At 54.9% G+C, this 16,294-nt stretch carries 10 protein-coding genes, 1 tRNA gene and 2 pseudogenes; 9 read left to right on the top strand and 4 right to left on the bottom strand.

Going from position 1 to position 16,294, the window contains the following annotated elements; all coding sequences use genetic code 11:
• Positions 1 to 65: 65 nt before the first annotated feature.
• Both rcsC and gyrA read right to left on the bottom strand, forming a co-directional pair.
• Positions 66 to 2,927, bottom strand: a pseudogene (gene rcsC, locus SOPEG_RS15170) (two-component system sensor histidine kinase RcsC).
• Between the two features lie 109 nt (positions 2,928 to 3,036).
• A complete protein-coding gene (gene gyrA, locus SOPEG_RS15165; protein WP_025245978.1) occupies positions 3,037 to 5,688 on the bottom strand; it encodes a DNA topoisomerase (ATP-hydrolyzing) subunit A in 2,652 nt (883 codons plus the stop codon).
• Between the two features lie 243 nt (positions 5,689 to 5,931).
• Between gyrA and ubiG the strand changes: the two genes are divergently transcribed.
• The 9 genes and pseudogenes from ubiG to SOPEG_RS15120 all read left to right on the top strand — a co-directional run bounded on the left by ubiG (position 5,932) and on the right by SOPEG_RS15120 (position 14,264).
• Positions 5,932 to 6,681, top strand: coding sequence for a bifunctional 2-polyprenyl-6-hydroxyphenol methylase/3-demethylubiquinol 3-O-methyltransferase UbiG (ubiG, locus tag SOPEG_RS15160; protein WP_025245977.1), 750 nt, complete (start codon positions 5,932 to 5,934; stop codon positions 6,679 to 6,681).
• A gap of 498 nt (positions 6,682 to 7,179) precedes the next feature.
• A complete protein-coding gene (gene nrdA, locus SOPEG_RS15155; RefSeq protein ID WP_025245976.1) occupies positions 7,180 to 9,462 on the top strand; it encodes a class 1a ribonucleoside-diphosphate reductase subunit alpha in 2,283 nt (760 codons plus the stop codon).
• Between the two features lie 49 nt (positions 9,463 to 9,511).
• Entirely contained in the window at positions 9,512 to 10,642 is a 1,131-nt protein-coding gene (gene nrdB, locus SOPEG_RS15150) for a class Ia ribonucleoside-diphosphate reductase subunit beta (RefSeq protein ID WP_025245975.1), read from the top strand.
• A gap of 1 nt (position 10,643) precedes the next feature.
• On the top strand, positions 10,644 to 10,895 hold the full coding sequence (gene yfaE, locus SOPEG_RS15145; RefSeq protein ID WP_025245974.1) for a class I ribonucleotide reductase maintenance protein YfaE: 252 nt from the start codon (positions 10,644 to 10,646) through the stop codon (positions 10,893 to 10,895).
• Between the two features lie 88 nt (positions 10,896 to 10,983).
• Positions 10,984 to 12,190, top strand: a pseudogene (locus SOPEG_RS26520) (IS256-like element ISSoEn2 family transposase).
• A 156-nt stretch (positions 12,191 to 12,346) separates the two neighbouring features.
• Entirely contained in the window at positions 12,347 to 12,616 is a 270-nt protein-coding gene (locus SOPEG_RS15135) for a hypothetical protein (protein ID WP_051419788.1), read from the top strand.
• 89 nt (positions 12,617 to 12,705) lie between these two features.
• Complete coding sequence (locus SOPEG_RS15130) at positions 12,706 to 13,629, top strand: IS5-like element ISSoEn1 family transposase (protein WP_025245971.1); 924 nt, start codon at positions 12,706 to 12,708, stop codon at positions 13,627 to 13,629.
• A gap of 79 nt (positions 13,630 to 13,708) precedes the next feature.
• Positions 13,709 to 14,062 (top strand): tyrosine-type recombinase/integrase, encoded by a 354-nt coding sequence (locus tag SOPEG_RS15125; protein WP_051419787.1) that lies wholly within the window; start codon positions 13,709 to 13,711, stop codon positions 14,060 to 14,062.
• A gap of 125 nt (positions 14,063 to 14,187) precedes the next feature.
• A tRNA-Pro gene (locus tag SOPEG_RS15120) sits at positions 14,188 to 14,264 on the top strand.
• A gap of 127 nt (positions 14,265 to 14,391) precedes the next feature.
• Here SOPEG_RS15120 and SOPEG_RS25010 read toward each other — a convergent pair.
• Together SOPEG_RS25010 and SOPEG_RS15115 are read right to left on the bottom strand one after the other, a co-directional pair.
• Positions 14,392 to 15,153 carry a hypothetical protein gene (locus SOPEG_RS25010; protein WP_236851504.1) on the bottom strand — a complete coding sequence of 254 codons (762 nt, stop codon included), beginning with the start codon at positions 15,151 to 15,153 and terminating at the stop codon, positions 14,392 to 14,394.
• Between the two features lie 296 nt (positions 15,154 to 15,449).
• Positions 15,450 to 16,229, bottom strand: a complete 780-nt coding sequence (locus SOPEG_RS15115) for a BRO-N domain-containing protein (protein ID WP_025245969.1) — start codon at positions 16,227 to 16,229, stop codon at positions 15,450 to 15,452.
• Between the last annotated feature and the right edge of the window lie 65 nt (positions 16,230 to 16,294).

Raw genomic sequence — 16,294 nt, 5'->3', positions numbered from 1 at the left:
GTGCGCTCCGCTCTCGACCGCAGAGTGCGCGGCTGGTTTTATACTGCCCGCGGCAACTTTCGCCCTCAATCCTCAGCCGGTTTTCGCGCCTGGCGTACCTTTTGGCTGTAGGCCGTAAGCACCGGCTGTAGCACCTCCAGCGTCACCGGTTTTGATAGGCAGTTGTCCATACCCGCATCCAGACAGCGCTGTTTTTCCTCCGCCAGCGCGTTGGCGGTCACGCCGACTACCGGCGTCACCCTACCCTGGGTGCGCAGCGCGCGGGCAAATTGATACCCATCCATGTTCGGCATATTGACGTCGCTCAAAATCATGTCCACCGCCTGCCGGCTTATGACATTCAGCGCATCCAGCCCGTCGTTGGCGGTTATGACCTGATAGCCCAGCGAACCCAGCTGATCCGCCAGCAGCCGACGGTTGATGGGGTGATCGTCCACCACCAAAATCAGGATATCGTCGTTGTCAACGCTCGCGGGTAGCATCACCTGCGGCGCCGGCAACGCCGGACACACCGCCTGTTCGCTGCGATAGAGGTAGTTGAGCAACAACGGCAGATCCCCGGTGAACGCCGGAGTGACGTGCCAATAGCCGGGGCGGATCTCCTCCGCAGGACCAATATGCTCGTTGGAGAAGCAAATCTTGGCGCGCGCCGTCCCTTCCGGCTGCTGCGGATCATCGCACAGGAAAATATCGTCGACGCTTAACGCTTCGTCATGATAGTCCAGCATCGTCAGCCCCTGATGACGCAATAACAACTGCAAATAGCGTCCCATGGCGCTATTGCGCACCGCCAACCAGCAGGTATGCCCAGCGGCATCCTGTGTCTGTGCCGGCCGGGTGACCGCCTGATAAAGCGGCAGCCGGATGGTGAAACGGCTGCCGATGCCGCGTTCGGACTCCACGGCGATATCGCCGTCCATTAAATTGACCAGTTTTTCACAAATCGCCAGCCCCAGGCCGGTACCCTGGGTCGGGCGCTGGCCGCCGTCGCCCAATTGCACAAACGGATCGAAAAGGCGCATCACTTCCCGCGGCTGCATGCCGACGCCGGTATCCCGCACGCTAAACTGCAAATAGCCGTCCCGACAGTACACCGCCACCACGATACTGCCGCTGCGGGTAAATTTAATGGCATTATTCAATAAATTGGACAGTACCTGCTACAAACGCACCGGATCGCCGCGCAGGCTGTCCGGTACGTCGGGATCGATAAAGCAGTACAATCCCAGGCGTTTTTTCACCACCAGCGACAGGTAATTGCCAACGATATAGCTCACCGTCTCGCGGGGGGAGTAGTCTTTCGGTTCAATCTTCAGCTGCTCTGATTCGATTTTGGAGAAATCAAGGATGTCGCTAATGATGTTGAGCAGCAGCGCCGAGGAGTTACTCATCGCCATGACCAGCCTGTCGACGCCGTCCGGCAGAACCTTTGTTTTCAACGGATCCAGGTTGCCAATAATGCCATACAGCGGCGTGCGCAGCTCGTGGCTCACGGTCGCCAGGAACATCGATTTGGCCTGGCTGGCCTGCTCGGCGGCCGCCGCCATATCCTGCAGCGACTCCTCCATCCGCACGCGAGCGCTGACGTCCACCAGCACACAAATAGCGACGTTCTGGTTACGATAGCGGGAATGGACGAAGCTGATTTGCAAGTTGGTATTGTTGCTGGTAATGACATCGACAAAATTAACCTGCTGCCCACTGATGATATGGGTAATGCACTGGCGATCCTCATGGGTAAGCATGCTTAAATAATTATGCTCTAACTCATTACTAATGAGATTGGAGCCGTCGCTGATGCGCAGAATGGAGATGCCCACCGGCGCAGAGGCGACGATTTTGCGGTTAAACTGTTCATTCTCTTCCAACTGATAAACGTTCTTTTCCGCCGGCGCCAGCATCCCGCGCTCAAACAGCCAGGTTAAGCACATCAGCGCCGCAGCGGAAAAGAGATTCAACAGCCCCAGTTTAAACAGCAGCATGCTGAGATTGTCTATCACCGCGCTGCGCGGCAGCGAAAACGCCATGCTCAGCGCGGTTTGCGACAGCGGTTTTTTCATCACCAGATTGGCAAAACCGTGGTTATAGCCGAAAAACGCCGGCTGCGACGGAAAGATACCCAGCGCCGCGGCGCTGCGTTCGCCGCTGGTCAGGCTCAGCAGCGGCAGATTGTTTTGGTCCAGCAGCGTAAGGCCGATCGGCAGGTTACTGGCGCTGGCGAAATCCTCCAGCCTTATCGTTTGCTCGATGCCGATAAGTGCTTCCAGCTTATTGCCGCTATAAAGGGGGATAAGCACATAATAGCTGCCGCTGTCGTGCCGGTTACCGGGGGCGACCCAATATTGCGTGCCCTGCCGGTCGCTGAGGCGCGCGTTGCGAAATTTGATGACCTGGCGCACCAGGCTTTTCGGCACGGCGTCGTTGCCGTTCTCCACGCTGTGCATGCCGAAATCGGCCAGGCACAGGCTCTCCCCGCCGATATAAAAAACTCGGTTGAGATCGTAGGCATCGGAAAAATTGTCTTTCCAATAGCTGAGAAAATAGGTCAGCGCGCTGATCGCGGCATGAAAACGCGGCGTTTCTTTGGCGCAGTCGCCATTGGGGATTAGCGCGCTGTAGCGCGGCTGGGTGAGTTTGCCGCCGGCGTTGGCGTCCAGCCTATCCAGCCCGCCCAGGCTGCCGGTCAGCCGGTTTTCCGCCATGTATCTCAGCTGGCGCGTGATATCCACCGAGTGCCGGATATAATTCTGCGCCTGCTCGTAGCTATTGTCGTATTCCTGCCGCAGCACGGATTCCCGCTGATGCAGCAGGCTGACAAAATAAAGGAAGGATAATAGCGTGCCGAGCGCCCACAGCATTAGCGTTAGCGTCCTGAACAGGTAGCGGGAGATTTTGACCGTAGTGCGAAACGAAGTAAGATATTTCAAACCCGTACCGTTCAGATAAAGAAAACCAGCCAGAATCAAAAAGGCCAGCGCAACCGCGCTGGCACTTGTTTGTCACCTTTACGCACCGGCGCGTCGCCGGTCGAGGGTGTTATTCGCGTTCACCGTCGACATCATCGTCATCGCTGACGCCATCATCCGCTTCATCGGCATCCATGAGGTCGTCTTCAGGCGCCGCATCCGGGATCGCCACCGAATCCAAATCCTCATCGTCCACCGGTTCGGCGACGCGCTGCAGCCCCACCACGTGCTCATCCTGCGCGGTGCGGATAAGCGTCACGCCCTGGGTGTTGCGCCCGACGATGCTCACCTCGGAAACCCGCGTGCGCACCAGCGTGCCGGCGTCCGTTATCATCATGATCTGGTCGCAGTCATCCACCTGCACCGCCCCCACCACTTCGCCGTTGCGTTCGCTCACCTTAATGGAGATAACGCCCTGGGTCGCGCGGGACTTGGTCGGGTATTCGGCCTGCGCGGTACGCTTGCCATAGCCGTGCTGGGTGACCGTCAATATTGGCCCCTCGCCGCGCGGCACGATGAGGGACACCACCCGGTCGCCGTCCGCCAGATTGATCCCCCGGACGCCGATCGCGGTCCGCCCCATGCTGCGCACCTGATTTTCCGGGAAACGCACCACTTTGCCATAGGCGGAGAACAGCATAACTTCGTTGCTGCCGTCGGTCAGATCCACCCCGATCAGCTCATCGCCATCGTTAAGATTAACGGCGATAATCCCGGCGCTGCGCGGGCGGCTAAACTCGATAAGCGAGGTTTTCTTCACGGTGCCGCTGGCGGTCGCCATAAAGACGTGGCGTCCTTCTTCATAATCACGCACCGGCAAAATGGCGGTGATACGTTCGTTGGACTCCAGCGGCAGCAGATTGACTATCGGCCGGCCGCGGGCGCCGCGGCTGGCTTCCGGCAACTGATAGACCTTCATCCAATACATTCGTCCCCGGCTGGAGAACAGCAAGATGGTGTCGTGGGTGTTCGCCACCAGCAGCCGGTCGATGAAGTCCTCTTCCTTGATGCTGGCCGCCGACTTGCCTTTTCCGCCGCGGCGCTGCGCTTCATAGTCCGTCAACGGCTGATACTTCACGTAACCCTGATGGGACAGAGTGACTACCACATCTTCCTGATTAATCAGGTCTTCGATATTGATATCCGAAGTATTGGCGGTAATCTCGGTGCGGCGCAGATCGCTATACTGCTCTTTAATGGCGACAAGCTCTTCGCGGATCACTTCCATCAGGCGGTCCGGATTCTGCAGGATGCGGATAAGTTCCGCTATCTGGGTCAGCAGCTCCTTGTATTCATCAAGCAGTTTTTCGTGTTCCAGACCGGTCAGTTTTTGCAGCCGCAGATCCAAAATCGCCTGGGCCTGCTGCTCGGTCAGATAATATTGACCGTCGCGAATGCCGTACTGCGGCTCCAGCCACTCGGGTCGGGCGGCGGCGTCGCCAGCGCGCTCCAGCGTGGCGGAGACGGTGCCCAGCGCCCGCGAACGCGCCACCAGGGCGGCTTTCGCTTCAGCCGGTGTCGGCGCCTGGCGGATCAGTTCGATAATCGGGTCGATGTTCGCCACCGCCACCGCCAGCGCTTCCAGTATATGGGCACGCTCGCGGGCCTTGCGCAGCTCAAAAATAGTGCGGCGGGTCACCACTTCGCGGCGATGGCGCACAAAGGCGGATAAAATGTCCTTCAGCGGCAGGATCTTCGGCTGCCCCTGATGCAGCGCCACCATATTGATACCGAACGACACCTGCAGCTGGGTCAGGGAGTACAGATTGTTAAGCACCACCTCCCCAACCGCGTCACGTTTGATTTCAATGACGATGCGCATACCGTCTTTGTCGGATTCATCGCGCAGGCCGCTGATGCCCTCTACGCGCTTTTCTTTGACCAGCTCGGCGATTTTCTCAATCAGGCGCGCTTTATTCACCTGATAGGGAATTTCATGCACGATGATGGTTTCGCGGCCGGTTTTGCCGTCCGTTTCTACCTCGGCGCGCGCGCGGATGTAGATTTTGCCGCGCCCGGTGCGGTATGCCTCTTCGATGCCGCGCCGGCCATTGATGATGGCGGCGGTGGGGAAATCGGGACCGGGGATATGCTCCATCAGGCCTTCGACGCTGATGTTCTCATCGTCGATATAGGCCAGGCAGCCGTCGATGACTTCCGCGAGGTTGTGCGGCGGAATGTTGGTGGCCATCCCCACAGCGATGCCGGAAGAGCCGTTGACCAGCAGGTTGGGGATCCTGGTGGGCATGACATCGGGAATTTGCTCGGTGCCGTCATAGTTGGGCACGTAATCGACGGTCTCTTTTTCCAGATCCGCCAGCAATTCGTGGGCAATTTTCGCCATGCGCACTTCGGTATAACGCATCGCCGCGGCGGAGTCGCCGTCAACGGAGCCGAAGTTGCCCTGGCCATCCACCAACATGTAACGCAGCGAGAACGGCTGTGCCATACGCACGATGGTGTCGTAGACAGCGGTATCCCCGTGGGGGTGATATTTACCGATGACGTCGCCGACGACGCGCGCCGATTTTTTATAAGGTTTATTCCAGTTATTACCGAGCACGCTCATCGCAAACAGCACGCGACGGTGTACGGGTTTGAGTCCGTCCCGCACATCCGGCAACGCGCGTCCGACGATGACGGACATGGCGTAATCCAGATAAGAACGTTTCAGCTCTTCTTCGATATTGACCGGTGTAATTTCTCTGGCAAGGTCGCTCATGGAGCCGCTATCCCTCTACTAAATGAAGCTTCTACCCGGATTTAAAGGTGTCAGAGTATACCATCTTTTTTCTGTGAAAGGGCACAGTCACCGTTGAAAGGCGTAGCGGAATCATCTCATGTCCCCATCGGCACCCGCCGACGCTCCCCGCACGCCGCTAATGCAGGCTTTTGCGGGCAAACGGGCTGCCGTACGGCCCGGTTGCGCGTATACTTAGCCAATAAATGTATAAGGAGCTTTTACATGACCCCCGAAGTAAGTAAAGAAGCGGACCATAACGCCCCGCCCCGTCAGGAAAATGTCGATCCGGGCGAAATCGCCAAATTCGACGCCGTCGCCGCCCGCTGGTGGGATCTTGACGGCGAATTCAAGCCGCTGCACCGCATCAATCCCCTGCGCTTGGATTATATTCTCGAACGCGCCGGCGGGCTGTTTGGAAAAAACGTGCTGGACGTCGGCTGCGGGGGCGGCATTCTGGCGGAAAGCATGGCGCGCGAAGGGGCGAAGGTGACCGGTCTGGATATGGGCGCCGAACCGCTGGCGGTGGCCCAGTTGCACGCCTTGGAAAGCGGCGTGGCCCTGGATTATCGCCAAGAGACGGTCGAGGCGCACGCCGAGGCGCATCCCGGCGCCTATGATGTGGTGACCTGTATGGAAATGCTGGAGCATGTGCCGGATCCGGCGTCTATCGTCCGCGCCTGCGCGCGGTTGGTGAAACCGGGCGGCGAGGTGTTTTTTTCGACGCTGAACCGTAATCCGAAGGCCTGGCTCATGGCCATCGTCGGCGCCGAATATGTGTTGCGCCTGGTGCCGCGGGGCACGCATGATATCAATAAATTCATCAAACCCGCCGAGCTACTGGGTTGGGTGGACGACACCCCGCTGCGCGAGCAGCATATTATCGGTTTGCATTACAATCCGCTGCGGGATCGTTTCTATTTGGGTGGTAACGTGGATGTGAATTATATGCTGCATACGCACCGGCAAGCGTAAGGCGCTGGCCGCCGCGGCGCAGGAGCGCGCACTTCCTCCAGACGTCTTCGTCAGGTCGAGAGACGTTGACTACCTCCCGAGGAGGCCCGTCACGACGACGACGTGATCCTCCCTGTTGGGCCGCCTAACGCGTCGGGAGCTGCCGTTTCTCCCCGAGATCCGTCAACTGCCGGGCCGTTGGCGCCCGCGTGCGGCGCCGTCAAAAACAGACGGCGTTCAATTAAGCAACGATCGCATTATTTTAGAAAAATTTATCCCCCGCAATTGACAAGCGCGAAGCGCAGGCACAATAGCGGCTTACCCGTTTGCTGACCGTTTCTCCCCAACGTTATCCACAAAAGTTGGCAAGTTACTCACTTGCATTGCGGTGGCTTTGTCACTATCTTGTTACCAAACTAACTAAAAGACCCATATATAGTGATTTGCCCCTAGCAAGGCACTATTTTGCCTGCGCGCCAGCAGGGCGTCTGCGGGTCACACAGACAGGTATAAAGCCGCATGAACCAGAGTCTGCTAGTCACCAAGCGCGACGGACGTAAAGAAACCATTAACCTCGATAAAATCCACCGGGTCATCGACTGGGCGGCCGAAGGGTTGGAAAACGTTTCCGTTTCCCAGGTGGAATTACGTTCCCATATCCAGTTCTACGACGGCATCAAAACCGCCGATATCCACGAAACCATTATCAAAGCCGCGGCGGATCTGATTTCGCGCGAGGCGCCCGACTACCAGTATCTCGCCGCCCGGCTGGCGGTGTTCCATTTGCGCAAAAAAGCCTACGGCCGGTTTGAGCCACCGAAACTCTACGAACACGTCTCGCGTCTGGTCGAGATGGGCAAATACGATAAACATTTGCTAACGGACTACAGCGCCGACGAATTTAAGCAGATGGACGGGTTTATCGATCACTGGCGCGATATGAACTTCTCCTATGCCGCCGTCAAACAGCTTGAAGGGAAGTATCTGGCGCAAAACCGGGTAACCGGCGAGATTTACGAGAGCGCCCAGTTTCTCTATATGCTGGTGGCCACCTGCCTGTTTTCCGGCTACCCGCGCGCGGCCCGCCTCGACTACGTCAAAAGGTTCTACGACGCGGTGTCGACGTTTAAAATTTCGCTGCCGACGCCGATTATGTCCGGCGTACGCACCCCGACCCGTCAGTTCAGTTCCTGCGTGCTCATTGAATGCGGCGATAGCCTCGACTCCATTAACGCCACCTCCAGCGCGATTGTGAAATACGTTTCCCAGCGTGCGGGGATTGGCATTAACGCCGGCCGCATCCGCGCGCTGGGCAGCCCGATCCGCGGCGGCGAGGCTTTCCACACCGGCTGTATTCCGTTTTATAAACATTTCCAGACCGCGGTCAAATCCTGCTCGCAGGGCGGCGTGCGCGGCGGCGCGGCCACCTTGTTCTACCCCATGTGGCATCTGGAAGTGGAAAGCCTGCTGGTGCTGAAAAACAACCGCGGCGTGGAAGCCAACCGGGTGCGCCATATGGATTACGGCGTGCAGCTTAACAAACTGATGTACCAGCGCCTGGTCAAGGGTGAGGACATTACGCTGTTTAGCCCCTCCGACGTACCGGGGCTGTATGACGCCTTTTTCGCCGATCAGGATGAATTCGAGCGGCTGTACACCCAGTATGAGCAGGACAGCAGCATCCGTCAGCGCCGCATCAAGGCGGTGGAACTGTTCTCGCTAATGATGCAAGAGCGCGCTTCTACCGGCCGTATCTATGTGCAGAATGTGGATCATTGCAACACCCACAGCCCGTTCGACGCCGCGGTGGCGCCGATCCGCCAGTCCAACCTGTGCCTGGAAATCGCCCTACCCACCAAGCCGCTCGAGGATGTTAACGACGACAGCGGCGAAATCGCCCTGTGTACTCTGTCGGCCTTCAACCTGGGGGCAATCGATAGCCTGGATGATTTGGGCGAACTGGCGACGCTTGCGGTGCGCGCCCTCGATGCGTTGCTCGACTATCAGGACTATCCGATCCCGGCCGCCAAGCGCGGCGCCATGGGTCGCCGCACCCTCGGCGTGGGGGTGATTAACTTTGCGTACTATCTGGCCAAGCATGGCGTACGCTACTCCGACGGCAGCGCCAATAACCTGACCCACCGTACGTTTGAAGCTATTCAGTACTACCTGTTGAAAGCCTCAAACGATCTGGCCCGTGAGCGCGGCGCCTGCCCGTGGTTTAATGAGACCACCTATGCGCAGGGTATCCTGCCCGTGGACACCTATAAAAAAGATCTCGACAGCATCGTCAGCGAACCGCTGCATTACGATTGGGAAGCGCTGCGCGCGGATATCAAGCAGCACGGCTTGCGTAACTCTACCCTGTCGGCGCTGATGCCGTCGGAAACGTCTTCGCAGATTTCCAACGCCACCAACGGTATCGAGCCGCCGCGCGGCCTGGTAAGCATCAAAGCCTCCAAAGACGGTATTCTGCGCCAGGTGGTGCCGGAGTCCATCCGTTTGCAGGAAGCCTATGAGCTGCTGTGGGAAATGCCGAGCAACGATGGTTACCTACACTTGGTGGGCGTGATGCAGAAATTCGTCGATCAGGCCATCTCCGCCAATACCAATTATGACCCGTCCCGGTTCCCGGCCGGTAAAGTCCCGATGAAGCAGCTATTGAAGGATTTGCTGACCGCGTACAAGTTCGGGGTGAAGGCTATGTATTACCAGAATACCCGCGACGGGGCGGAAGACGCTCAGGAAGACATGCAGTCGACGCAGCAGGACGATTGCGAAAGCGGCGCCTGCAAGATTTGAACATGGACGCGGGCGGTAACGATGCCGCCCGCGTGTAACGGGAGTCCCCATGGCCTATACCACGTTTTCACAAGTTAAAAATAACCAACTGCTGGAGCCGATGTTTTTCGGTCAGTCGGTGAATGTCGCCCGTTTCGATCAGCAGAAATACGACATTTTTGAGAAGCTGATTGAGAAACAATTGTCGTTCTTCTGGCGTCCGGAAGAAGTGGATGTGTCGCGCGATCGCATCGACTATCAAGCGCTGCCGGAGCACGAAAAACATATTTTTATCAGCAATCTCAAGTATCAGACGCTGCTGGATTCCATCCAGGGCCGCAGCCCCAATGTCGCGCTGCTGCCGCTGATATCGATACCGGAACTGGAAACCTGGGTGGAAACCTGGGCGTTTTCAGAAACTATCCATTCGCGCTCCTACACTCACATTATCCGCAACATCGTCAACGATCCGTCGCTGGTGTTCGACGATATCGTCACCAATGAGGAGATCCTGAAACGCGCCAAGGATATTTCCGGCTATTACGACGGTCTTATCGAGCTGACCAGCTATTATCATCTGCTGGGGGAAGGCACGCACCAGGTCAACGGCAAAACGGTGGTGGTGAATCTGCATGAGCTAAAGAAAAAGCTCTATTTGTGCCTGATGAGCGTCAACGCGCTGGAGGCGATCCGTTTCTACGTCAGTTTTGCCTGCTCGTTCGCCTTCGCCGAGCGCGAATTGATGGAGGGCAACGCTAAAATCATTCGCCTCATCGCCCGCGACGAAGCACTGCACCTGACCGGCACCCAGCATATGCTCAACCTGATGTGCTCCGGCGAGGACGATCCCGAAATGGCCGAGATTGCGCGCGAATGTCAGCAGGAAAGCTATGATCTGTTCTTGCTGGCGGCGCAACAGGAGAAAGACTGGGCGAGCTATCTGTTCCGCGACGGGTCGATGATTGGCTTGAACAAAGATATTCTGTGTCAGTATGTGGAATACATCACCAATATCCGCATGCAGGCGGTCGGTCTCGATCTGCCCTTTACCACCCGCTCCAACCCGATTCCGTGGATCAACTCCTGGCTGGTGTCGGATAACGTTCAGGTGGCGCCGCAGGAGGTGGAAGTAAGCTCCTATCTGGTAGGGCAAATTGATGCCGAAGTTAACAGCGACGACCTCAGCGACTTCCAGCTGTAACATGGCCCAGCCTGTTATCCACCTGCGCCAACGCAGCTCAGCTCTCTCCTGCGGCGGGGCGCATCGTTCGCCGCTGGAGGCGCACCAGGTGCCGGTGGAATTCCAGTGCCGCTCCGGCTACTGCGGCGCCTGTCGCCTGCGCCTGCTGGCGGGAGAAGTGAAATACCACCAGGAGCCGCTGGCGTTTGTCGGCCGCGGGGAAATTCTGCCCTGCTGTTGCCTGCCGGTCGACGATATCGAGCTGGAGTTGTAGTCCCGGCCGCAGGGCCGAGCCTGTTTAGAAATTTGTGTATTTGCCTGATTTTGATATGTTCAATCCAACATCAAAAACAGGTTAATTTATGGACGAAAAACAGTTGCAGGCTCTGGCTAACGAACTGGCCAAAAATCTCAAAACCCCTGAAGATCTCAGTCACTTCGATCGGCTGCTGAAAAAAATTAGCGTCGAAGCAGCTCTTAATGCCGAAATGACCCATCACCTCGGCTACGATAAAAATCAGCCTAAACCGGGGACCAACGCTCGCAACAGCTATTCTACAAAAACCGTTACCACTGGCGATGGCCCGCTGGCGCTGCGTACTCCGCGCGATCGTGACGGTTCCTTTGAACCGCAACTGGTGAAGAAGAACCAGACCCGGATTACCGGGATGGATAACCAGATTTTATCGTTGTACGCTAAAGGGATGACCACCCGCGAGATCGCCGCCGCGTTCAAAGAGCTGTATGACGCCGATGTCTCGCCGGCGCTGGTCTCAAAGGTCACCGATGCGGTCATGGAGCAGGTTGTCGAATGGCAAAACCGGCCTCTGGATGCAGTCTATCCCATTGTTTTGACTGTATCGTTCTAAAAGTCCGGCAGGACAGCCGCATCATCAACAAATCTGTGTTCCTGGCGCTGGGCATCAACATCGAAGGCCAGAAAGAGTTGCTAGGTATGTGGCTGGCCGAAAATGAAGGCGCAAAGTTCTGGCTGAACGTGCTGACAGAGCTGAAAAACCGCGGCCTGAACGATATCCTTATCGCCTGCGTAGACGGGCTGAAAGGTTTCCCTGACGCTATTAACGCGGTGTATCCGGAGGCGCGGCTCCAGCTGTGTATCGTACATATGGTGCGCAACAGCCTGCGGTTCGTCTCCTGGAAGGACTACAAGGCCGTCACCCGCGACCTGAAAGCTATCTATCAGGCCCCTACGGAAGAAGCCGGCTTGCAGGCGCTGGAAGCGTTCTCCAGTGCCTGGGACATCCGCTACCCGCAAATAAGTCGAAGCTGGCAGGCAAACTGGGCCAATCTGGCCACGTTCTTTGCCTACCCAACGGACATCCGCAAGGTGATCTACACGACCAACGCCATCGAGTCGTTAAACAGCGTGATCCGGCATGCCATCAAAAAGCGCAAGGTGTTCCCGACCGAGGACGCAGTGAAAAAGGTGGTGTGGCTGGCGATACAGGCGGCCTCACAGAAATGGACAATGCCTTTGAGAGGGACTGGCGCATGGCAATGAGCCGCTTTATTATCGAGTTCGGTGACCGCCTGGACGGTCACTTCTGAGAAAAGGCATTTACACAGAATCGTGTACAGGGTCGTTAGGGAATGCCAAACAGCGTCCGCATCATGTAACAATCGCCCTGATAGGGAGGAAGTCGTCACAAATTTCGGATTTATTCAACAAAGCGGAGCCAGTGGGCAAAATCGGGAAAATCAACGATGGCGAACCTCATCCGAGCATTTTTGCTTGACCTATTTCGTGAAGCTATTGCTGAAGGACTTATTAAAAGCAATCCCGTTGAAGCTACCCGCAATCAACGAGTAGAAGTGAAACGTAAACGCATGACGCTGGAGGATTGGAAGGGTATCCGTAAAGCGGCGGACACATTATCTGCATGGGTTGGCCCCTGCCTTGACCTGGCATTGGTCCACAGGGCAACGACTGGGCGATATACAGGCGCTACGCTGGGAAGACTACAAGCTTGGTAAGTTGTACATCAAACGGCTTTGTTGAATAAATCGAACTTTTAGGTGACTGGCGGCTCTGATCACTACATTCGTTTCAACATCAGGTCCCCATGGCAAAGCAAAAGTTTAAAATCACCAACTGGCCCGCATACAACAATGCGCTCAGGCAGCGGGGGGACATGCCAGTATGGCTTGATGAGTCAGCCATTGCTGCATGGACTGAGAGTACACCACCTGAACATCGTGGCCGGCCGCTTCACTACACCGATATGGCCATTACCACGGTTCTGATGATAAAGCGCGTGTTTAACCTTTCGCTCCGGGCGTTACAGGGTTTCGTTGACGCGATTTTTAAACTGATGGGGCTGTCGCTGCGCTGCCCAGATTACTCTCTGGTCAGCCGGCGAGCAAAAACCGTCGACATCAGCATAAAAACGCCAACCCGCGGCAAAATCTCACACCTGGTCATCGATGGCACCGGCCTAAAAATCTTCGGCGAAGGCGAATGGAAAGTCAGGCAGCATGAGGCTGAGAGGCGCAGAGTATGGCGCAAGCTTCATCTGGCAGTAGATAGCGCGACACATGAAATTATCTGTGCCGATTTATCGCTAAGCGGTACGACAGATGCGCAGGCGCTGCCCGGGCTGATTAACCAAACCCACCGGAAAATCAGGGAAGCGTCGGCTGACAGTGCTTACGATACGCGTTACTGTCATGATGCTCTGCTAAGGAAAAAAATAAAGCCGCTTATCCCACCGCGAAGTGGTGCGCAATATTGGCCAGCTCGATACCATGAGCGTAACCATGCGGTGGCAAATCAGCATCTGAGCGGCAATAACGATACCTGGAAAAAGAAAGTAGGTTATCACCGGCGTTCACTGGCTGAAACGGCTATGTTACGGTTTAAAACACTTCTGGGTGGTCATCTGAGTCTGCATGACTATGACGCGCAGGTAGGTGAGGCTATGGCAATGGTCAAAGCGCTTAACCGGATCACGCTGTTAGGAATGCCAAACAGCGTCCGCATCATGTAGCAATCGCCCTGATAGGGAGGAAGTCGTCACAAATTTCGGATTTATTCAACAAAGCGACATCAAACAAGAAAAAACCGGCATGATGCTGGCGTTTCTTGAAACAACCAGGATTGGATGTATCAACTTGTGCCTCGCTGATGTCCTGCACCAACTTCGGGAATTAAGCGAAGGAGAGGGCCATATCGTAGCAGACAAAAGGCATCCACAGTTTGCACAGGACACCATATCGAAGGCATTCCTAAAAGCCCGTCGCTTATCAGGATTAGCGTGGCAAGGCAAAGCGCCATCATTTCACGAAATCAGAAGTCTTGCGGCACGTCTCTACACCGACGAAAAAAGACGGGATTATGCACAAAATTTGTTAGGACACAAAAACGCCGCAACGACGGACAAGTACCGAGATGTGAGAGGGTCGGAATGGGCGGAAATATAATTATTTCGATCGAATTCCGAGCAATTTCGATCGATTTATTATAATTCATTGAATTTTAAAGCGAGAATTTGCCATCCTGCTATTGCATTCATAGCAGGAACGGGTAGTATAAGCGCCCATGAGTTCGGCATGTAGCGCAGCCTGGTAGCGCACCGTCATGGGGTGTCGGGGGTCGGAGGTTCGAATCCTCTCATGCCGACCAATCTATCCGAGCCCGTGGTGCCGGATGCGGCAGAGTAATCCCCGGCCCCCTCTACACGGGTCAATTCGCTGCTGGTTTATAACGCCGATACTATAAAAACCATATCCTTTCATCGAGGATGGAACATTTATTTGGCAAAGTAGTTTTTAAAGAAATAACGAGCATCTGCGATGTTTGCATTTAACAAGTTTCCTTCATTCGTGATTTTATTAGCGTAGTAGGCAGTATAGCGTCCACAGTCATTTCCATTAAATAAAGATTGCTCGCCGCGATGCTCTGTTGTGACGAAAAAATCTTTGCTTAAACTTAAGCTATCATGTGTCCTTAGTTGTTTTGTTAAATGCTCTGCGCCATCATAAAAAGCATCAATCAATCCAGCTTTAGAGTCATGTAGTTGAGCTGATTGGATATTTCCATCATTTATTGTTACTTCCAATAGAACAAAGTGGCCGCGAGGCCCAAAACAACCTAATGTATTGCTTTGTGCGATAGGAACCAATACCTTTAGATAAGCATTACTGTAGATATCCTTGATTTCACCGAGCGTCCTTGCTGTTGAACGTCCCCCAGATAATTGTGCTTGTACCGTGTTTTCGTCAGGCAGATCGTGTGCTGGAGCGGTCACAAGGTATTTAGTACCACCGACTTGTTTACTTCGCCACGCGGTTTGAATTGTACCTCCATACTCGAACGTTGAATCAGTCTTCCAGCCATTTTTTTGGTTAAATATAGAATCTAGAGTGATATTTAGCTGTGAGCAACGTAATTTTTCTCCAAAAGTACCTGTTAGATAATTAAACAAGCTGCACATCCAAGAACAAAAGCCTTTGCTTTCAATGCAGGGCGATTTTCTTAATGTTTCCGGCAATTTATTCTCTAACGTTGTCACATCATCTGATTTATAATTTATTATGTGTAGATTCGATTGGGGATTTGAAATGCAAATAGTCATTATAATTACACTCCTATGCTTTGATGATGCTTTCACGATTCCTCAAGACTGTGTTGGACAAAACAGTTAAAGAGGAATATTCCGCACCATACTTACTTATGCTAGTGGTATGCGCTCGAGAAGGCTATCAAGTATCCTCAGTAATTTAACTCGGTTAAAAACCCCAACCATAACTACAGTGTTACCACGTCGTGCACCATAATCCCCGGCCCTTCAGCGAGCCGGGGCGACCGTCAGTGACTTTGCGCGAACTGGCCGAGTTCAGACTTGTGCCAACGGGTCAGCGTATCGGTGAGCATGAAGGCGTTACTCTGGCTGGCCTCAATGAGCAAGCTATCGATTTCGCTCATCATGCTATCCACGTTCTCCCGCTTGCGCACTAGTTGCCGGATGGTTCGTTTCTCAGCCTCTACCATAGCCGATTGCAGACGTTCGATAATAGTCCATATGCGTTCGCATTCTCTGGCAATATGCGGGATATGGCGGACTTCCATCGGCTGGGGTGAGGGGATGCCTGTGACTTCGCGTAGGGCGTACCAGATGCTGTTATTCCATGCTTGCTTAAAGCGGAAGTTATGGCTCATGTGCCAAATCAGGCGGGCGAGGTTGGAAGTATCGTTAGCGGTGAAAAGTTCATGGGACTCGGGCTTGTAGACGGGATGCTCGTACTTGCCAGTCTTGCGAATTGAGGGAAGCACTTCACTCGTTACCCACTTGCAGAAACGATGAGGCAGGGTGCCTTGCTTCACAGCATCGCGGCAGCGTAATACCAGGGTGAACATGCCGGATTCGGATATCAAAGAAATGCGCTGAGCGCCCGTCCTTGGCTGACTGTAGGTTAAAGCGACGGTCGTCTTTTCGTCGTCGTCCAACTTGCCTAAGGCATCTCTGTTGTTGCTTATTCCGAGTGCAGAACACACGTCAATACCAACGAACCACGGTTCGCCGTTTAAAATGATTGTGCGCACTTCATGCTTTTCAAAAGAGAATGGAACAATAGACAGTGTGGTCATGATGACCTCCAAATGGTTACTTGAAGTTATCACCACCGTAAGACGCGAATCTAGAGGGTGGTGAG

It is taken from the genome of Candidatus Sodalis pierantonius str. SOPE (assembly GCF_000517405.1).
In the GTDB taxonomy this organism is placed as follows: Bacteria; Pseudomonadota; Gammaproteobacteria; order Enterobacterales; family Enterobacteriaceae; genus Sodalis_C; species Sodalis_C pierantonii.
The sequence above is the reverse complement of the archived record's forward strand: the minus strand, read 5'-3'. Positions and strand labels throughout refer to the sequence as shown.